This window comes from Lachnoclostridium sp. Marseille-P6806, from assembly GCF_900625025.1.
Taxonomy (GTDB): domain Bacteria; phylum Bacillota; class Clostridia; order Lachnospirales; family Lachnospiraceae; genus CAG-791.
In genome coordinates this window covers 454,374-474,976 of record NZ_LR130574.1, presented here as the reverse complement: position 1 = coordinate 474,976, position 20,603 = coordinate 454,374, and the positions used below count along the sequence as shown (strand labels likewise).

Sequence of the window (20,603 nt, the reverse complement as noted above, 5' to 3'; positions counted from 1 at the left end):
TTCAGACAACAGTATGTATTGATGAGGGGAGGGAGTACGGATGAGAAAGAAGCTATCGGCATATTTTCTGGCTATATTAACAGCGGCAGCGCTGTTTTCCGGCTGCGGAGGCGTTTCATCGGAAACCGCGGCAGGGGCGGGAGACAGCGGAGAGCAGGCAACGAAGGCATCGGAATCCACAGGAGAAAGCGGGGAGCTGAGCAAGCTGTCTATTTTCATCAATATGTCATGGTATCCGGTGGATTCCTTCACAGGGAAAATACCGGATGCGATCAAGGCGGCGACGGGAACTGATTTGGATGTTACCATCGCGACCGATTCCAAACAGCTTGGGGTGATGATCGCGTCGGGAGAGCTGCCGGATCTGGTTTTTTCGGACACGGAGATCAATGAGCTCAGCAATTCCAATGTGTGCATTCCGCTGGACGAGCTTGCGGAAATGACGGGTGTTTCCTTTGAGAACGCCGAGAATTATGACGAGAGAACCCGGATCGCCAGTACGCTTTCTGAGGACGGCAGGGCCTATACTCTGCTGAACAATTACAACAGCAATGAGGACTGGGATAAGCTGAAGCTGGGAGCGCAGGGGCAGACCTGCATTTATTACCGACAGGATCTGCTTGAAGCGGCGGGAATCGAGGTCCCGACGAATCTGGAGGAATTCCGGAATTGTCTTAAAGAAGTGAAAACGGCGTATCCGGAGATGACGCCTCTCGGGATGGGCGGATATTGGAAGCTTCAGCCCATCTCCATCTGGACGGGGGTCAGTCAGGGAAAATATGACGGTAAGGAATACCGTTATGAAAGCGCGACGCCGGAATACAAGTCCTTTTTGAAATATGCCAATTCTCTGTACCGGGACGGACTTATCTCGGCAGAAGAGTATGCCAATGAAAATGAGGAAATCGGACACCAGAGAGCGTATAATGACGGCTGCGTCTTTTATCCTTGGTACCTTGCAAATTCCAACTTTACGCAGTTACAGAGCAATGCGGTCAGTGACTCGGCGAAGTGGGCGGTTCTTGCTCCGCTGGGACAGCCTCCGCTTGGGGATGGCAAGGGCTGGGGAGGACTGTTTATTTCCCGGAACTGCGGGGATGTCACGGCGGCGGCAAGGCTGTTTGCCTATCTGAATTCTGTGGAGGGCGGGCGCACCTCCATGTGGGGCGTTGAGGGTGACGACTGGATGCTGGATGAAAACGGCGTGCCGCAGTTCAGCGAGGAGTTTTTGGAGGCGCGCGGCAACAGTGAGGTCTGGTATTCAAAATACAATACAATGTTCTACTTTGGCGCGTCGGCGATCGATGAGATCTATATGAACTATTCGGGGATGGAGGAGGACAAACTGAAGGAGTTCAGCGCATACAGCAAGGGCTTCGTCAACTATCCTGAGCTCGGGATTGCCAAGCCATCGACCACCAGCGAAGAGGGCGTTATCTATACAAAGCTGGAGGACATCCGGAAAAAGTATGAAGCCAAGGCGATTTTTTCGGATACGGATGAGGATTTTGAGTCGGCCTGCGAGGAATTCATGAAAGCGCTCGACAGTGCGGGAATCGGCACATACAACACTTATATGACGGAACAGATCCAAAAAGTAAAGCAGGAATTTGGGTTCTGATGACGGAACAGAGACGGAAGCGTTCGGAGGCTGTGAGCAGTAATGCGCACAGCCTGCTGTGAATACGGGGGGAAAAACTATGCGCAGGCGGAAGGTAGGACAGCATAAGAGCGGATTCCGCAAACAACTACCGCTTCAGCTTTTTGTCCTTGCAGGGATCCTGTACCTGTCGGTTTTTAATATTATCCCGATGGCCGGTCTGGTGATGGGCTTTAAGGACTATAAGATCACGGACGGATGGCTCGGCATCTTTACGGCGCCGTGGGTCGGACTGAAATTTTTCCGGGAATTTGTGACGGATTTTCAGTTTCCGGTGCTGGTCAGAAATACAGTCGGGATCAGTCTGTGCAAGCTGATATTTACCTTTCCGCTGCCGATTGCCTTTGCCGTCATGCTCAGCGATATGCGCCGCGGGTGGTTCAGGAAGCTGACGCAGACGGCCAGTTATCTTCCTCATTTCATATCGTGGGTTATTATATCGGGGATTTCGTATCAGTTTCTGTCTTCGTCCGGAATTCTGAACCGTTTTCTTCTGGCGCTTCACGTAATCAAAAAACCGATCGGCTTTCTGACGGATGCGGGGATGTACTGGGGGCTTGCGACGGTGCTCGATATGTGGAAAGAAACCGGATGGTGGGCGATCGTTTTTCTTGCCGCAATCATGGGCATCAATATGGAAATGTACGAGTCCGCGATATTAGACGGCGCATCCCGTCTCCAGAGGGTCAGGTATATCACGCTGCCGAGCATCAAGCCGACCATTGTTACGGTGCTGATTCTGGCGCTGGGGAACCTGTTCGGTGGTGGTCTGGGAGGATCCAATTTTGAACAGAGCTATCTGCTCGGGAATGCGATGAACAGCGAGGCATCGGGAATTATTCAGACCTATGTGTACGATGTCGGACTTGCGAACGGCAGATATGCGTATGCGGCCGCGGTGGGGATGGTACAATCCGTCATTTCGCTGATTTTTGTGTTTGTCAGCAATGCGGCGGCGAAAAGGACGGCGGGCAGCAGCCTGTTCTGAATGAATTTTTCTGCTGCGAGCTTTGTCTGGGACGGTTCGATTCGGGAGGAAGTATGAAGCGCTGGCTGAAAAAATCTGCAGAGGATAAAATTCTGGATACGATCAACTATATCTTTTGTGCGGTGCTGATTTTTGTTACGGTTTATCCCTTTTATTATATTTTTATTATTTCGCTGAACGAAGGGCTGGATGCCTCTTTCGGGGGGATTTATTGGTTTCCGAGAAAATTTACGCTGGGAAATTACAGAGACTTTTTTTCTGATATAAAATGGCTGCGGGGGCTGGGGATATCGGTTTCCGCTACGGCGCTGGGGACACTGGTGAGCGTTTTGTTTACGGTTCTGGTGGCGTATGCGCTTTCTTTCCGGGAATTGGTTCATCGGAAGCTGTACATGACAATCATTATCGTATGTATGTATTTTTCCGGAGGGATCATTCCCTATTATGCGCTTCTTAAAGCCCTGGGACTCATCAATCACTATCTGGTGTATATTATTCCCGGGGCTCTGAATATATTTTTTATATTGATCGGCATTACCTTTTTTGAGGATATTCCGGGATCGCTGCGGGAATCGGCCATGATGGACGGAGCCGGCGAGCTGAAGGTGTTCAGTCGCATCATTCTGCCGATTTCAAAGCCGTTTCTTGCCACCTGTATTTTGTTTATCGGTGTCGGAAAATGGAACAACTGGTATGACTGTACATTTTTTGTACAGTCGAAGGCTCTGCGGAATCTCGCGTACCTGATGATGCAGGTGATCAATTCCACACAGGTGAGCGCAACCTCCGCGATGGCCGGCGCGTCGTCCTCGAACACAACGACCCTGTCGGTTCAGACGGCGGCCATGGTGGTGGCAGCGCTGCCGATTCTCTGCATTTATCCGTTTCTTCAAAAATATTTTGTGACAGGTATGATGGTTGGGTCAGTGAAAGGCTGAGATCACCAGAACTTATCGCTGCCGCAAAGAGCGCGGCAAAGGGGTATGGACATGGAATTATGGTATGAAAAACCGGCGGAACGCTGGTGTGAGGCGCTGCCCTTGGGCAACGGAAGACTCGGGGCAATGGTGTACGGCGGCGTTTTTCAGGAAAAAATCTCTCTGAATGAGGAGAGCGTTTGGAGCGGGAAGCCGCTGGACCGGGTCAATCCGGATGCGCGGCGGCATCTTCCGGAAATCAGAAAGCATCTGCGGGAGGGCAGGATTGCCGATGCGCAGCGCCTTTCGATGAAAGCGCTGTCCGGTACGCCGCAGTCGGCGCGGGCCTATCAGACCGCCGGAGAGCTTCTGCTGCATTTCGACGCGGAGGGAGATGTCCCGCCCGGTCAGTACACGGAGGAGGGGAGCCGTCCGCGGTACAGCGATTACCGTCGGACGCTGCATATGGACACTGGTACGGCGGAACTGGAATACCGCTGCGGGGATACGGTGTTTCAGAGAAGCTACGGGATATCCTGTCCGGATCAGTGCATGTTCGTGCATCTGACGACCAAAGACGGGACGCCTTTTTCCTTTCACTGCCATCTGGAGCGGGCCGGGCATCAGCAGGATGAATCGGGGAGCTGCGGAGAGGACGGCGCGTATATGCAGGTGGACGCGCCGGTGGGAGGGATTCCCTTTCATACGTTTTTCAGGGTAAAGACGACGGGTGGAAGCGTGACGGCGGTCGGCGGGTTCGTCGAGGCGAAAGAGGTGACGGAGGCAACCATCCTGCTCGATATTGAGACCGGCTTCCGACATCCGGACTGCGGAGCGATCTGCCGGCAGGTCGTCAATGCTGCCTGTGAGAAGAATATCTCTCTTCTTATGCGTGCGCATGAGGAGGATTTCTTTGCACTGTTTTCGAGAATGTCTCTGACGTTCGGAACAGACGGCGCGGCGGAGGAACTGCCTACGGACGAGCGGCTGAAACGGGCAGCCGCCGGAGTCGCGGACAGACGGCTGCTCGAGCAGTATTTCCAGTTTGCCCGCTATCTGATGATCGCGGGGAGCCGCGAAGGGACGCTGCCGCTGAATCTGCAGGGAATATGGAACGATCAGCTTTATCCGGCGTGGGATTCCAAATACACCATCAATATCAATACGGAGATGAATTACTGGATGGCGGAGAGCGCCAATCTATCGGAGTGTCATCTCCCTCTGTTTGATCTTCTGAGGCGGGTCAGTGAAAACGGCAGGAAGACGGCGGAAAAAATGTACGGCTGCAGAGGCAGCGTGGCGCATCACAATACGGATATTCATGCGGACACCGCGCCGCAGGATATCTGGATTCCCTCCACCTACTGGGTGATGGGGGAGGCATGGCTTGCTACGCATATCTGGAGACACTATCTCTATACGCAGGATCTTGCGTTCCTGAAAGAGCATTTTGATGTGCTGGAACAATGCGTGCTGTTTTTTGAAGATTTTCTGATCGAGGATCGGGAGGGGTATCTTGTCACATCTCCCTCTGTGTCGCCGGAAAATACCTATCAGACGGATCATGGCGAGATGGGGGCGATGTGTGAGGGCGCGACGATAGATATCGAGATTCTGCGCGACCTCTTTGAAATCTACTGCCGTGCCTGCGGGCTGCTCCATCAGCCGGAGGATAAGGCCGCAGCGGCGCGGGAGCTTCTGCGGCGTCTCCCTCCGCTGCGGATCGGAAGCGACGGCAGGCTGCTGGAATGGAGAGAGGAATACCGGGAGCCGGAGCCGGGGCACCGGCATATATCGCATCTGTTCGGCGTGTACCCGGGTTATTCCATCACATGGGAAGACACGCCGGAACTGATGGTCGCGGCGGAAAAAGCGCTGGATTACCGGCTTTCACACGGGGGCGGGCATACCGGATGGTCGAGGGCGTGGATCATTGTCCTCTGGGCGAACTTCCGTCAGGGGGAGCGGGCGTTTGAAAACCTGAAAGCGATCCTGACGATGGGTACGTTCCCGAATCTTATGGACACGCACCCGGTGGGGGACGGCTATGTCTTCCAGATCGACGGGAATATGGGAGCTGCCGCGGGAATGCTGGAGATGCTGGTGCAGAGCCGAGAGGGGAGACTGCATCTTCTTCCTGCTCTCCCGGAGGAATTGACGGACGGCGAAATCCGCGGCATGCGGATCTGCGGCGATGCCGTTCTCGATATGAAGTGGGAGCACGGAAAAGTCACGTACCTGCGAATCATGCCGGGACAGGACATGCAGCTTCTCCTGACGGAAAACGGTGAGACACAGGAGATAGAACTGCGTCGGGGAGTTTGCTTCACGCAGACGGAAGATATGCGGAGGAATGAAGCATCAACGGGTGGGTCTGACGCGCAGAGAGCGTAAAGGACCGGCCGGGACGGCGGTCATCCGGGAGGGAAGGCGGGGCGTGTCCCCCGCCTTTTTCATGAGCGGATTTTAATGAAAACGGTTGACAGACTTTCGGATCAGAGCTATATTTTATTCAAACATATGAATATATGTTCATATATAGAAAGGTTTGGTGGTGATCATGGCGATCAATGATGTGGAGCGCTGCGAGGAGCATGTCATCCATGAGGATACGGTGCGCAGCGTCATCGGGAGCATGCCGGACGAGGATACGCTCGCGGATCTGTCTGAGCTGTTCAAGGTGTTCGGCGATTCCACCCGGATCCGGATCCTCTTTGCACTATTTGAGGCGGACATCTGTGTGTGCGATCTGGCGGAGACCCTGCATATGACGCAGTCGGCGGTCTCGCATCAGCTCAAGCTCCTGCGGAATGCGAAGCTTGTGAATGGCAGGCGGGAGGGAAAGCAGATCATCTATTATCTCGCGGATGATCATGTGCGGACGATCATCGCGCAGGGTCTGAATCACATTATGGAGTGACGGACGGAAAATGGCCGGGAGCCTGTCCGCGGAGATTTGCCGCAGGAAGCGGTTCCCGAGACGGAACGGAAACTTGCAGAGGGAGGACAGCAGTTTGAAAAAGAAATTCAAAATTGATGTGGACTGCGCGGTCTGCGCGGCAAAGCTGGAGGAGGCGATCCGCCGGGTAAAGGGCGTGGAGGAGTGTCAGGTGAATTTTCTGACGCAGAAGATGATGCTCCGGACAACCGACGAGGGTTTTGACGAGGTACTGGCCGAGGTGCTCCGCACGGCGAAGCGCGTGGAGCCGGATGCGGTGATCTATACGGACTGAAAAAAGAGAAAGCGGATGGGGCTGTCGTATTCAGCTTTTCCTTGCACATAAGCATGTGGCTTCCATCCGATGAAATGACCGCATATTGTGTGAGGAAGCCTTGATGCGGCAGCCCCTCATTTTTGCGGGAATCCGGAGAGGGCTCATTCTTGAAAAACTGGACGAAGAAACAAAGACAGACACTGATGCGGATTGCGGTGGTGCTTACGTGCTTTGCGCTGCTCCTGATACTGGAGCGCACAGGGGTTATGGAGCCGCTTCCCGGCGGCTTCCGTTTTCTCTGCTATTTCCTCCCGTATCTTCTCATCGGCTATGACGTCATATGGCGCGCGTTCCGGAACATCGCGCACGGGCAGGTTTTTGACGAGAATTTTCTGATGGTGCTCGCGACCTTTGCGGCGCTGGTGCTTGGGCTTTCGGGGAGTGGAGATTATGACGAGGCGCTGGCCGTCATGCTCTTCTATCAGGTCGGGGAGCTGTTTCAGTCCCTTGCGGTGGGAAAATCGCGGCGCTCCATCGCGCAGATGATGTCCATCGCACCGGAGTACGCAAATCTCCTCCGGGAGGACGGAGGTCTGGAGGTGGTCGAGCCTGAGGAAGTTCATGCGGGCGATGTCATTGTCATAAAGCCCGGGGAGAAGATCCCGCTGGACGGCACGGTTCTGGAAGGGAGCTCCTTTCTCGATACGGCGGCTCTGACAGGGGAGTCGGTACCCCGGAGGGCCGCGGCCGGCGATGAGGTGATCTCGGGCTGCATCAACGGGAGCGGCGCGCTGCGGGTGCGGGTCAGCCGGGAGTACGAGGACTCGACGGTGGCCCGGATTCTGGAACTTGTGGAAAATGCGGGCACGAGAAAGGCGCGGCTTGAGAATTTCATCACCCGCTTTGCGAAAATCTATACGCCGGCTGTGACCGCCGGCGCGGCGGTGCTTGCGATTCTTCCGCCGCTCCTTTTCGGCTGGGGATGGGCCGATTCCGTCCGGCGGGCCTGCAACTTTCTGATCGTCTCCTGTCCCTGTGCGCTGGTGATCTCGGTTCCGCTGGGCTTTTTCGGCGGGATCGGCGCCGCCTCCCGGATCGGCGTTCTGATCAAGGGCTCCAATTATCTCGAGGCTGCGGCCACGCTCCGCACGCTGGTCATGGACAAGACGGGGACGCTGACGCGGGGAGAGTTCCGGGTGTCGGGAATCTTCCCGTCGCAGGAAGCGGCGGAACGGCTTACGGAGGCCCCGTTGCTTCTTCGCCCGGAGCGGAACGGGGAAGCGGGAGCGGGGCAAGATCCACGTTTCGGAGAGAAAGAACTCCTTGTACTCGCGGCCTGCGGCGAGCAGTATTCCAATCATCCGATTGCGCAGTCGATCCGGGAGGCCTGCGGCGAGGCCGCCGATCCGGCCCGTGTCACGGAGCCGGAGGAACTGGCAGGACTGGGAAGCGTAGTCTGTTTGGACGGCAGGCGTCTCCTTGTCGGGAATGCGGGACTGATGCAAAAGGAGAGAATCGAGGGCTTTTCGGCGGCTTCAGCGGCGTCGCCGGTTCCCGTTTCAGCGGGCGGCCCGGTGTCTCCGGCAGACGCCGCCGGAAGTCCTTTGCTTTCGGCCGGCGGGACGCTTGTGTATGTGGCGTATGACGGCGTATTTGCCGGTACGATCCTGATTTCCGATGAGCTGAAGGAGGGCGTGGAAGAGGCGGTCGCGGACATGAGGCGGGCCGGCATTGAGAGAATCGTCATGCTGACCGGAGACCGCCGGGAGGCGGCGGAGGCCGTCGCGGGCCGGCTCGGGATCGGTGAGTTTTACAGCGGGCTGCTGCCCGCGCAGAAGGTGGAGCGGGCGGAGGCGCTGATACAGAGCATGGAGGAGGCCGGAAGCCCGGGGCGGCTCGGCTTTGTCGGGGACGGCATCAATGACGCTCCGGTGCTGGTGCGCGCGGATGTCGGCTTCGCGATGGGATCTCTCGGCTCCGATGCGGCGATTGAGGCTGCCGATATCGTCCTGATGGACGATGATATCCGCAAGCTCCCCGCCGTGATGCGGATTGCCCGCCGGACCATGCGGATTGTCCGCTGCAATGTGATGTTCGCGATTGCGGTGAAGTTCCTCATTCTGCTGCTGTCCATTCCCGGGCTTGTGGGGATGTGGACGGCCGTATTCGGCGATGTGGGCGTGGCGGTGCTGTGTATTCTGAATTCCATGCGGGCGCTGAATGCCGCCGGTGCGGCACAGGGAAGCTCCTCCGGGGCGCGGAAAAGGGGGAAGAGTCCGGCGCGGTACATTGACAAGAGGCGCCGGGATGGTGTACCTTCATAGTGATAATTAGATAGAGCTAACCCGGGAGCCCAGGGCGGCGGACCAAAGAAGAAGCGGCCTGACAGGGGAGGCGGTGTGCAGAATGACGGAAGTATACAGGAGGAAAGAATAAAATGCACGATTATCTTCAGATCGAAAAGGTCTATGGAAGACAGATCATTGACTCGAGAGGCAACCCGACCGTAGAGGCTGAGGTCACGCTGGCTGACGGCACGGTGGGGAGGGGCGCGGCCCCGAGCGGCGCGTCCACCGGCGAGTTCGAGGCGCTCGAGCTCCGGGACGGGGATGCCTCCCGCTTCGGCGGAAAGGGCGTCCTGAAAGCGGTCGAAAACATCAACCGCGTCATTGCGCCGGCCCTGCTCGGCATGGATGCGTCCGATACTTATGCGGTGGATGCGGTGATGATTGCGGCGGACGGGACAAAGGACAAGTCGAAGCTCGGCGCAAACGCGATTCTCGCGGTTTCCATTGCAGCGGCAAGAGCGGCGGCGGCCTCTCTTGACATTCCGCTGTACCGCTTTCTCGGCGGGGCGCAGGCGACGAAGCTTCCGGTTCCGATGATGAATATTCTGAACGGCGGCGCGCATGCGACCAACTCCGTGGATACGCAGGAATTTATGATCATGCCGGCGGGCGCGCCCTCTTTCTCCGAGGGACTTCGCTGGTGCACCGAGGTGTTCCACGCGCTGCAGAAGCTTCTTAAGGCCGAGGGCAATACGACGGCGGTCGGCGACGAGGGCGGCTTCGCGCCGGATCTTAAGGACGATGAGGATACCATCGAGCACATTCTGACGGCGATCCGCAATGCGGGCTATGAGCCAGGCCGGGATTTCGTGCTTGCCATGGACGCGGCATCCTCCGAGTGGAAGAGCGAGAAAGGCAAGGGGTTCTATCATCAGCCGAAATCCGGCAGAGATTTCACCTCTGACGAGCTGATCGCGCACTGGAAGAGCCTTGTTGAAAAATATCCCATCTATTCCATCGAGGACGGTCTGGATGAGGAAGACTGGGAGGGCTGGAAGAAGATGACCGCAGAGCTGGGCGATAAGGTGCAGCTTGTCGGCGACGACCTCTTCGTGACCAACACCGAGAGACTGAAAAAGGGCATTGAGCTGGGCTGCGGCAATTCCATTCTTATCAAGCTGAATCAGATCGGCTCGGTATCCGAGACGCTGGAGGCCATCAAGCTGGCGCATAAGGCCGGCTACACCGCGATCTCTTCGCACAGATCCGGCGAGACGGAGGATACCACGATCGCCGATCTGGCGGTGGCGCTGAACACCTGCCAGATCAAGACCGGCGCGCCGTCGAGATCCGAGCGCGTCGCGAAGTACAATCAGCTCATCCGAATCGAAGAGGAGCTGGGCGTCTGCGCGGATTACCCGGGAACACAGGCGTTCAATTTCAGCCGGTAATTCTGACGGTTCGCATGCCTTGCATCCGGAAAGCCGGATAGAAAGAACCGCTTAAGCAGCAAAGGCCTGATTTCCTGTTTGCAGGGGTCAGGCCTTTTTCTGAACAGATTTTTTCTAAGCGGAACGCGCGGCATTCTGTGCGTAACATCCATGCGACTGAGTCGGCCGGAAGGGCGCTTTGGCGTCACTCGTAACGATGGCGCTCGCGCTCCAGAAAGGCATCCGGCCGCGAGGTGTCCCGGCAGATCAGGACGGGGGTGATTACCTTGTGCCGGACGGGGGTCTCAACGGGGATTCTCTTTGTCCGGTTTTGAATCTGCTCGATCAGAAGCTCCATGGTGGCCTCTACGATTTTGTCGATCTGCTGCCCGATCGTGCTGAAAGGAACCACGGTCTGTGCGGAAATAGGAGAACCGTCAAAGCCGATCAGACGGAAATCATCCGGAAAGCTTCCGTAGCTTCGGACGAGATGCGTCACTACCATGCTGGCATAGGTGTCGTTGGCGCAGAAGATGCCCTTTCTTTTTCCGGAATGGCGGATGGCGATGTCGTCGATGCTCCCGGAGATGACCCGATAGCTTTCCTCGTAGCTGTGCCCGATTTCCCGCAGGATCACCTCGTGCGCGATCTTCTGCTGCTGGCAGATCTGCTCGAAGCCGATCTGTCTGCCCTGCGCCGGAACGATGTGGTCGTTGATCCCGTCGATGTAGAACAGAATGTCGCAGTTGTTTTTATACAGGAGGCTGGTGGCCTGGATCCCGCCCATCAGGTTGTCCGTGTTGACGGAGGAGACGCAGCGATCCTCTCTTTCGATGGTGACGAGCGGAATGCCGTAGCCGGCGAGCTCCTCGGAGGGGATGGTGTGGCTCATAACGATCATTCCTTCCACGTTGTAGGCGAGAAGTTCTGAAATATAGCGACGTTCCTCGTCCTCGGTCCGGTTCCCCTCAAAGACCAGGAACTTGTAGCCGTAGCGATTGTAGGTCGCAAGGAAGGCCTGCAATGTCTCGGCGAAGAAATGCATATACAGATTCGGAACGATCAGTCCGATGAATTCCGTGTGGCCGCTGGCGAGTATGCGGCCCACCTTGTTTTCATGATAATTCAGCTTTTTCAGCGCACGCGCAATCGTAGCCTGATTCTCGGCGGTCAGGGAATCGGGATTATTGAAATAGCGTGATACAGTGGTTTTTGAAAATCCGGTGTAGCTTGCGATGTCATCAAAGGTGACTTTGTTTTTCAGACGCATACGGCGGGCCTCGCGGGGGACAGCATGAAATACGGCGATTAAGGATCGAGGAAGATCGAAGCTCCTCTGCAAATGTTCCTTTCATTTTAACAGAAGAATCGGAAATACGGTACAGGAACCGGTTACGCAAAAAGCTGTTGACTATTCATTAAAGAAAGAATAAAATTGAGCCGTAAAGTAACCGGTAACTTTACCGATTCTTCAAGGGCGCTTTCATGATAATGAAAGTGATCCGGTATTTGCAGAGGGAGGGAATATGAAGATACACATGACGGCGGCGCCGGCGGTGAGCGTGAGAAAGAAGTCCGGCGCAAAAGGCGTTCTGCGCGCGTGGCAGCTGTATGTTCTGCTCCTGCCGGCGCTCCTCTGGGCGGCGGTATTCGCGTACTATCCGATGTACGGGCTGATCATCGCGTTCAAGGATTACAAGATCCGGCAGGGGATCCTGGGGAGTCCCTGGGCGGATCCGATCGGAAAGTATTTCGGACAGTTTTTCAGCACGAGCATCGCGCTCAATTCCATTAAGAATACAATTGTCATTTCTCTCGAGAGCATTGCGATCGCATTCTGGATTCCGATCATCTTTGCGCTCCTGCTGAACCAGATTCAGGGTGACCGGGTGAGAAAGACCATCCAGACGATCAGCTACGCCCCGTATTTCATGTCGAATGTCGTTGTCGTCAGCATCATTTCGGTATTCTTTTCGGCAACCGGCGTGGTGAATCACATGGTCGGGAGCGACGCGCCGATTCTGTTTACCTCGCTTCCGCAGTGGTTCCGGACACTGTATATCGGCTCGAATATCTGGCAGACGATGGGCTTCAACGCGGTGATCTACATTGCAGCGCTGACGAGCGTGAGCCCGGATTACTACGAGGCGGCCATGATCGACGGGGCGTCCAAGTGGCAGAGAATACGCTACATCGATATCCCGATGATTATGCCGACCGTCATATTGATGCTGATTCTCCAGATTGGCAACATCATGAACATCGGCTATGAGAAAGCGTACCTGATGCAGAACGGCTCCAATACCATTGTGAGTGAACTGATTTCAACCTACGTGTACAAGGTCGGTCTTCAGACGGCGCAGTATAGCTTCGCTACGGCGGTGGGGCTCTTCAACTCTGTTGTCAACTTCATCATTCTGGTCGCTGCGAATATGATCGCCAAGAAAGTGAGCGACATCAGCATTTTCTGATTTTTTCGAGGAGGATGGAAATGAGTAAATGGAAGACAGAGCCGGCACCGAGGCACAAAATGAAGATGTCCGGAGGAGACCGTGCCTTTATGGGACTGATCATCGTCCTGATGCTCCTCTTGTGCGTAATTATCATCTACCCTATTTATTATGTGATTCTGGCGTCGATGACGGACCCTGTGACCGTCAATTCCGGCAAGCCGCTTTTCTATCTTGAGGCGCCGTACTTCAAGGGGTATCTCACGACGTTCCGGTACAAGCCGCTCTGGACCTCATACAAAAACACGATACTGTATACCGCCGTCGGGACGCTGATCGCACTGGCAGCGACCATTCCCGCAGGCTATGCGCTGTCGAGAAAGGATCTTCCGGGGAGAAGAGGACTGATCTTCATCTTCACGTTCACGATGTTCTTCTCCGGCGGCATCATTCCGCTCTATCTCACGGTCAAGGCACTGAACATTTACAACACGATATGGGCGATGGTTCTGCCGACCGCCGTGTCGGCCTACAATCTGATCGTCTGCCGCTCGTTCTTTGAGTCGAGCGTGCCCGAGGAGCTGCTGGAGGCCTCGCGGATCGACGGCTGCTCGGACTTCAAGTTTTTTCTGCAGATCGCGATCCCGATTTCGTCCACGATCATTGCCGTCATGGCGCTGTTTTACGCGACGGCGCTGTGGAACCAGTTCTTCAACGCGCTGATGTTCCTGCAGGACGACAACAAAATGCCGCTGCAGGTCGTGCTGAGGAACCTCGTGCTGATGAATCAGGCGAACCAGATGGGCTCGTCCGGAGATGCGATGGTGACCAAGCAGAAGCTCGCGGAGCAGCTAAAATACTGCATTGTCGTTGTCTCCGCGGCGCCGCTCCTTGCCGTGTATCCGTTCATTCAGAAATATTTTGCAAAGGGTGTTACGATCGGCGCTGTCAAGGGCTGATCGGGGTTGATACATTCACGGACAAAAAGTCCAGGGAGGAAAAGCATTATGAACAAGAGAGTGCTGGCAACGGTTCTTGGCGCCGTGATGGCGGCGGGACTGCTTTCGGGCTGCGGCGGCGCAGCCGGAACGGGAACAGGAGCGAGCGAGTCGTCCGGTGAGAGCGCGACCGATATACAGGAAGCGGTCGACAGCGCGACGTCGGCATCGGATACCGGTCTGACCCCGGAGGAGCAGGAGGCGGTCGACGCCGGTCTGATCCGGCTCGACGGCACGCTGCCGATCATCAAGGATCCGGCGGCGTTCGAGGAGAAGTACGGAAAGATTTCCATGCTGCTTGTGAACTCGGCGGACCGCGTTGTGGCTCCCGCGGAGCTCGCAATGTGTCAGAAGTGGTTTGAGGACACCGGCGTGGAGTTTGACTGGCAGCCCATCCCCGGTGAGGGCGCGCAGGAGAAGATCAACCTGATGCTGGCCTCCGGCGATGATCTTCCGGACGCGTTCTGGAACTTTGGGGACGGAAAATCTGGCAATATCGTCGTTCAGTATGCGGATCAGGATATTTTTCTTCCGACCGAGGGCCTGATCAATGAGTATATGCCGAATCTGAAAAAGATTCTCGATGAGCGCCCGACGTACCGCATGGAAATCACCGCGCCGAACGGGCACACCTATGGCTTCCCTTATATTGAGGAGATGTACGGTCTGGTGCTCACCGGCGGGCCGATGCTGATCAACAAGACGTGGCTGGATGAGCTGGGACTCGAGGTTCCGACCACGGTGGACGAGTGGGTGAAATGCCTGGAGGCGTTCCGCGACGGGGGCGATCTCAACGGAAACGGCGTGAGCGATGAGATCCCCATGGCGTCATGGTTCGGCGCGACGGATACCTTTGGCTCCTACAATATGTTCTACCGCTTCACGGGGTGCTTCGGACAGGCGGATTCCTACTGCGGAGGCAATGCCTATGCGGACCATCTGCGCCTCATTGATGACAAGGTCGTTTTCACGGCAAAGGACGAGGCGTTCCGCAAGACGGCGGAGTTCTTCAATCAGCTGTATGCGGACGGTCTGATCTGGGATGGCTCCTTTGAGGCGGATGAGAGCGCGTCGTTCAAGTCCTCTCTGATCAAGGAGGATGTCGCGCGCATCGGATGCTTCTGCACATGGACCGATCAGGAGATCACCAACCTTGACGTGCACGATGAGTATGTGGCGATTCCGCAGCTGACCGGCGAGGCCGGGAAGTCGGGCTTCCTGAATAACTATTCGCAGCTTCAGGATTCCTCCAACACCGCGATCACAACTACCTGCCGCTTCCCTCATGTCCTCGCAAGATTCGTGGATTACATGGTCGGCGATCCGTCGATCTCGGTGCAGTCCAACTGGGGAGCCATCGGCTACAACTACAAGGAAGACGAAAACGGCATCATCCGCACACCTCTTGATGAGGACGGACGGTATGTCGCGCAGCAGCCGGAGTACACGAATTTCGGCGAGGCGCGCGTCAACTCCACGCCCTGCCGCGGCTCGATGATCGTTCTTGACGAATATTATGAGACGGTCTGCGGCTATGCCTACGATGCGGTGCAGCTCCTTGAGAACCAGAAGACGAACGGAAAAGAGGAGATCATGGCGGAGTATACCGCGATCCCGCGTGTCATGATGACCACGGAAGAGCTGATGCGGCTTGCTCAGATTCAGCCCACGGTGTCGGATATCGTCGACCGCTATATCAATACATGGATTACGACCGGCGTCACGGACGACAACTGGAACATGTACCTCTCCGAGCTGGATGCGGCGGGCGTGCAGGATGTTGTGGATATCTATCAGACGGCAGTCGACCGCAGCAAAGGCAAAGAATAATCAGCCGGTGATACCGGCTTCCTGAAAGAACGCCTGGGAACGCTGCAGGACGGCCGCCGGACAGGACAGGGCGGCCGTCCGTTTTTTCTACCAGTCCATCGGCGGAGAGATCATTATGAAAAAAACAGAGATATACAGACCGATCATTCATTTCAGCGCGGAAAAGGGATGGATCAATGATCCGAACGGGCTGGTTTACGAAAACGGGAATTATCATCTTTTTTACCAGCATTATCCGAACGCGACCCATTGGGGGCCGATGCACTGGGGACATGCCGTATCGCGGGATCTGATTCACTGGGAGCATCTCCCGATGGCGCTGGTCCCGGATGATCTGGGTGCGATTTTTTCCGGCTCTGCCATTATGGATACGGACAATGTGACCGGCTTCGGCGACGGAACAAGGCCGCCGATGGTGCTGGTATATACGAATCATAATCTGACCAGCAAAAAAGAAGAACAGAGCATCGCGTACAGTACCGATTATATTCACTTCACGAAATATGAGGGGAACCCCGTCATTAAGGGAATACCGGGAGGCAACAGCCGCGATCCCAAGGTGTTCCGCAATCCCGTGCGCGGAGGCTTCAGCATGGCGCTTGCGACGGAGGACTGCGTCAGCTTTTATGCCTCGCAGGATCTCAGGACATGGGAAAAGACCGGTGAGTTTTACTGCGGGGAGCATGGACTTTGCGGAATCTGCGAATGTCCGGACTGCTTTCCGATGGAGACGCCGGAGGGTGTCCTCTGGGTGCTGATCGTCAGCATGATCGTGCCGGAGCCCGGGGCGGGAGAGCCGGTGATGCCCGGCAACAGAATGTCTCACGTCACGCAGTATTATGTCGGAACATTTGACGGGGATCGTTTTCTCGATACGCAGGGTTCTCCGGAGCCCCTGCTGCTGGATTACGGGACCGACAGCTATGCGTCCGTCACGTTCAATGACGCGCCGGAGAGGATTATGATCAGTTGGGCGGACAACTGGGATTATGCGAACGAATCGCCGGCCGGGGAGGAGGGCTTTCAGGGGAAGATGACTTTGGGAAGGAAGCTCTCTCTCGTCGAAACGTCGGAGGGCTATCGCCTGAAAAGTGAATTCTGCGGCCTGCGGGAAACGCTTTGCAGCGGAACGGAGCTGTCCGGGCGGGAGGATGCCTCGGCAGGGCTCCCCGTGGGGCAGGCGGTCGGAGTATCCGTGGAGCTGTGCGCGGGCGGGAGCATCAGCTTTGCCAACGGCTACGGAGAAGCGCTGAAGCTCTCCGCGGACGAGGAGGAGCTGGTCATCGACCGGACCGGAGCGGGCAGGAGCGATTTTTCGGACCGCTTTGCCTCGGAGCGGACCGGCGTGATACGGATTCCCAGAAAGGAACGCGGCGCGCTCGGAATGGAGATCGTGCTCGACCGCTGCCTGATGGAGCTCGCGGCGGAGCACGGCCTCACCTGTGCGTCGGTGGGGGTGTACCCCCGCATGGCGTACGACCGGATCCTGCTCTCCGGGATCGAAACCGCAAGGGTCTGCGCGATAGGCGGGAGCGCGGGGCGGGAACGCGAGTCCTGAAGGAAACGCCCGGATGCGCGGAAAATGCGGTGAAAATACGGGAAAATGTGATAAAGGGAAATCTTTTGTTGACACCGGCGGAGTATATGGTTTATTGTGTAGCAGTGAGCACGGGGCATTAGCGCAGCTGGGAGCGCGTTTCCATGGCATGGAAGAGGTCACGGGTTCGAATCCCGTATGCTCCACGCTGTTTGGAAGCCCGGAAAGCTTGTTGTTTTGAGCTTTCCGGGCTTCTTTATGCAAAGATCCTTTTCAGAGCCGGAACATTTTGCATTCATCTGACTCTGGCAGCAGGGAAACGGAACTATGAAATACTCACAAATCTACACGCGTAAATTTGTATATCTTGAGTATTGGAAAATATCTGTGGAAAGCTATAATAAAGATATCAAATACATTATAAACTTTGGAATATAAATATAGAATATTAAGCGATATGGACAAAAATAATACTTACGCGAGTAGAAAAACAGGGAAAAAAGTTACGAGAAATGATGTGGCGAAGGCAGCAGGCGTTTCCTCTGCCACAGTTTCTTTCGTGATCAATAAACCGGAGAAGGTCAAAAAGGAAACCTACGATCGCGTCATGCAGGCTATTCGCGAGCTGGAGTATCACCCTAATTTTGTTGCGAAGAGCATGGCGACCAATCAGACTATGCAACTGGGAATTGTTCTGGAAGATATTTCCAATCCATTTTCTGCAGGGCTGGTTACCGGCTTTGAAAATGCGGCAAATGATAAAGGGTACTTTGTGAATGTGTGCACAACCTCCGGCAGAGTACATGATTATTTTGAAAGCTTTTTAGAGAGGCAACTGGATGGAATTTTCGTGACGGCGCTGCCTTATAAGTTTGAAACGGACCGCCTCTATTCGTTGGTAGAAAATGGCGTCAGGGTCATTGCCAGCGGAAACATTAATGTGGATCACAAACGGGTCGCCGCCATTGAGAATGATTATATCGATGCCATGGACCAGGCGATTTCCTACCTGCATAGCCTGGGGCACAGATCGATCGCCTATGTCAGTGGGCTGTCCAGCACCTTTGCTTATGATCTTCGCTATGCCGGTTATATCAAGGCCCTGAAGAAATATGGGATGGAATTCGATCCGCGGCTTTATGTGGACGGGAAAACGCCCTACAGAACGGGCATGAACGAAGGCTACAGGGGGGTAGAGTCTCTGCTCGGTTCCGGCGCCCGGTTTACGGCTGTCATCTGCACCAATGATCTGATGGCGATCGGCGCGATCCGGGCTCTTGAAGAGAAGGGGATGCACGTGCCTGACGATGTATCGGTGATGGGGTTTGATGGAATTGAACTAGGCAAATACACTCTCCCGTCCCTTACATCGATGGGCTTTGATCAGTTCGAATTCGGGAAACAGGCATTTGAAATGCTGCATGCAAGCATGACGAACAACGTGGTTGGCTATTCATGCAACCCTCTGAAATTAATCGAGAGGGATTCGGCCTCGAAATGTAACTGCTCGTAAAAAATCTGTTTTAGCGCTGAAGCAGATTTTTATGGTGTGAATAAGTCGTTTGGTGGTTAAAGGCAGGAAAACTTTTAAGAAATCAGGGAGGAACAAGAGTGAACAAGAAGAAATGGCGCATTAAAGCAGCGCAGACAGGAATGTCTGTTATTTTGACCGCAGCACTCGTCTCCGGCTGTGGGCAGGCGGTCGGCACGAACTCCGGCAATGCCACTGAGGGAATTGCCGCGGCATCGTCGGAAGCTGCCGGGACGGGCGGGGTGGCGGCAAGCTCTGCAGAAGCCGGCTGGGACACAAGCAAAGACGACGTTGTCACCGTCTCTGTCATCAATAATTTTTACACGGCAGGGGAGAAGAAGCTCGCAGAGGAATACACCGGGCTTCATCCCGAGACAAAGGTCGTCATTGACGTCGTATCGGACAATGATGCCTACAAGACGAAGATGGTCACCTCGTTAAGCGGCGACAGAAAAGCGGCTCCGGATATTGTGCATGGCAATTTCGTTGGGATGGCTCTTGGGAATAACAATACCGGCCTGGCAGTTGAAAAGGGCTACCTCTATGATATGACCGCTATGCTCGATGAGGAGAATCCATACAATGGTGGAAAAGTGCGGGATGCGTTCAACGAAGAAGATCTCGCCCTGGCTCTGAGTGAAGCGGGCGGGAAATATATCACATGGCTCCCGTTTGACAAAATCGGTTTTGCTCTGTTCTACAATCAGGATCTGTTTGAAAAAGAGGGAATTGCTGTCCCGAATTCCTTTGAGACATTTATTGATGCCTGCCAGAAGTTCAAAGACAAGGGATATGACATCCCGGTTGCTGCTGGAATGGAGAGCTTCCGCCTGGCGAATACCATCGCGGATGCGGCTTACAGAAACCAGGAAGAGCAGTTCCTGGTTCAGCCGGAGGATGCCCTCTGGAATGAAGAAACGATGGCGGCAAACAAGGATTTCAAGTTTGATGACACGAATCTGTATAGCGACCAGTTCACCGTTTTTTCTGTGGAACGCCAGATGAAATACGCCACTGAAAACGGAATTGGCACAGATTTGAACAAGAAGATCTACGAGACTTTCTACACGGCGGCCCAGTATTTCCCGGCAAACTGGATTTCGGGTGACAGTACAGAGGCTATCACGGATTTTGAGTCTCAGACATCCCCGATGCTCTATCAGGCGAGTTTCAACGCGGGTTTGATTCTGAGTGATATCAACCAGCTCCCGGAGAGCGCGAAGTTTAATTGGGGAACCACCCAGATTGCAAAATTTGACAATCCGCCGGAAGGCTTTGGAAGTGATCTGAGAGGTTATTGGGACTTTGGAAACATTATGAGCATTGTTCCCAAGGACGATGAGGATCACATGGCAAGAGTCAAGGACTTCTACAAGTTCTGGTATTCTGCAGACAATGCAAAGCTCTGCTACGAGGAAACCTTAAACAATGGAAACTTCGTTCAGGGCCCCTGCGTCATCAACAACGTGAAGCTGAGCGATGAGCTGGAGCAGCTGCTCAAGGGATTTGAGTCCAGTCCGTCCAAAGAATGGGCGTTTGCGACCGGAATGCAGTGGAACACCGCAGCGGATGCGCCGGTTTATCATGATCTTATGAATGGTTTCGCATCAGGCGAGATCGGAGTTGATGAATTTCTGACACAGATGCAGACCGTCTACGATCATTACAATCAGGAACAGATTAAGAATGCAGGCTTCGACCTCGATCCTGCCACACCGGATCAGGCAAATTGATAGCAGTCTGTATCCTCAGTTCCTTC

The 20,603-nt window shown here is 55.1% G+C and carries 15 protein-coding genes and 1 tRNA gene; 15 read left to right on the top strand and 1 reads right to left on the bottom strand.

Translation table 11 applies throughout. The annotated features are described in order from the left end of the window. Positions 1-40: 40 nt before the first annotated feature. From E0E20_RS02035 to eno, 8 genes are all read left to right on the top strand, one after another. A complete protein-coding gene (locus E0E20_RS02035; RefSeq protein ID WP_130836385.1) occupies positions 41-1,621 on the top strand; it encodes an extracellular solute-binding protein in 1,581 nt (526 codons plus the stop codon). A gap of 79 nt (positions 1,622-1,700) precedes the next feature. Further along, a complete protein-coding gene (locus tag E0E20_RS02030) occupies positions 1,701-2,648 on the top strand; it encodes an ABC transporter permease (RefSeq protein WP_130836384.1) in 948 nt (315 codons plus the stop codon). Positions 2,649-2,701: 53 nt separating this feature from the next. Beyond that, positions 2,702-3,586 (top strand): carbohydrate ABC transporter permease, encoded by an 885-nt coding sequence (locus E0E20_RS02025; RefSeq protein WP_130836383.1) that lies wholly within the window; start codon positions 2,702-2,704, stop codon positions 3,584-3,586. 51 nt (positions 3,587-3,637) lie between these two features. Next, the gene (locus tag E0E20_RS02020) at positions 3,638-5,959 is read left to right on the top strand and encodes a glycoside hydrolase family 95 protein (RefSeq protein ID WP_165443939.1); all 2,322 of its coding nucleotides are present in this window, start codon (positions 3,638-3,640) and stop codon (positions 5,957-5,959) included. Positions 5,960-6,125: 166 nt separating this feature from the next. Beyond that, entirely contained in the window at positions 6,126-6,485 is a 360-nt protein-coding gene (locus E0E20_RS02015) for an ArsR/SmtB family transcription factor (protein WP_130836381.1), read from the top strand. Between the two features lie 94 nt (positions 6,486-6,579). Beyond that, on the top strand, positions 6,580-6,798 hold the full coding sequence (locus E0E20_RS02010; protein ID WP_130836380.1) for a cation transporter: 219 nt from the start codon (positions 6,580-6,582) through the stop codon (positions 6,796-6,798). A 185-nt stretch (positions 6,799-6,983) separates the two neighbouring features. Then, positions 6,984-9,104, top strand: coding sequence for a heavy metal translocating P-type ATPase (locus E0E20_RS02005; protein WP_130836500.1), 2,121 nt, complete (start codon positions 6,984-6,986; stop codon positions 9,102-9,104). Positions 9,105-9,217: 113 nt separating this feature from the next. Further along, the gene (eno, locus tag E0E20_RS02000) at positions 9,218-10,519 is read left to right on the top strand and encodes a phosphopyruvate hydratase (RefSeq protein ID WP_130836379.1); all 1,302 of its coding nucleotides are present in this window, start codon (positions 9,218-9,220) and stop codon (positions 10,517-10,519) included. A gap of 184 nt (positions 10,520-10,703) precedes the next feature. Here eno and E0E20_RS01995 read toward each other — a convergent pair whose 3' ends face one another. Then, positions 10,704-11,768, bottom strand: a complete 1,065-nt coding sequence (locus E0E20_RS01995) for a LacI family DNA-binding transcriptional regulator (RefSeq protein ID WP_130836378.1) — start codon at positions 11,766-11,768, stop codon at positions 10,704-10,706. Positions 11,769-12,024: 256 nt separating this feature from the next. Here E0E20_RS01995 and E0E20_RS01990 point away from each other — a divergent pair, with 256 nt between their 5' ends. From E0E20_RS01990 to E0E20_RS01960, 7 genes are all read left to right on the top strand, one after another. After that, positions 12,025-12,969 (top strand): ABC transporter permease, encoded by a 945-nt coding sequence (locus E0E20_RS01990; protein ID WP_242622611.1) that lies wholly within the window; start codon positions 12,025-12,027, stop codon positions 12,967-12,969. 20 nt (positions 12,970-12,989) lie between these two features. After that, entirely contained in the window at positions 12,990-13,907 is a 918-nt protein-coding gene (locus tag E0E20_RS01985; protein ID WP_242622610.1) for a carbohydrate ABC transporter permease, read from the top strand. Between the two features lie 48 nt (positions 13,908-13,955). Next, positions 13,956-15,776, top strand: coding sequence for an extracellular solute-binding protein (locus E0E20_RS01980; RefSeq protein WP_130836376.1), 1,821 nt, complete (start codon positions 13,956-13,958; stop codon positions 15,774-15,776). A gap of 115 nt (positions 15,777-15,891) precedes the next feature. Further along, on the top strand, positions 15,892-17,334 hold the full coding sequence (locus E0E20_RS01975; RefSeq protein ID WP_130836375.1) for a glycoside hydrolase family 32 protein: 1,443 nt from the start codon (positions 15,892-15,894) through the stop codon (positions 17,332-17,334). Between the two features lie 112 nt (positions 17,335-17,446). Continuing rightward, positions 17,447-17,519 (top strand) — tRNA-Ala (locus tag E0E20_RS01970). 311 nt (positions 17,520-17,830) lie between these two features. Beyond that, on the top strand, positions 17,831-18,826 hold the full coding sequence (locus E0E20_RS01965; protein WP_165443938.1) for a LacI family DNA-binding transcriptional regulator: 996 nt from the start codon (positions 17,831-17,833) through the stop codon (positions 18,824-18,826). A 98-nt stretch (positions 18,827-18,924) separates the two neighbouring features. Further along, positions 18,925-20,577, top strand: coding sequence for an ABC transporter substrate-binding protein (locus tag E0E20_RS01960; protein ID WP_130836373.1), 1,653 nt, complete (start codon positions 18,925-18,927; stop codon positions 20,575-20,577). Positions 20,578-20,603: the final 26 nt, after the last annotated feature.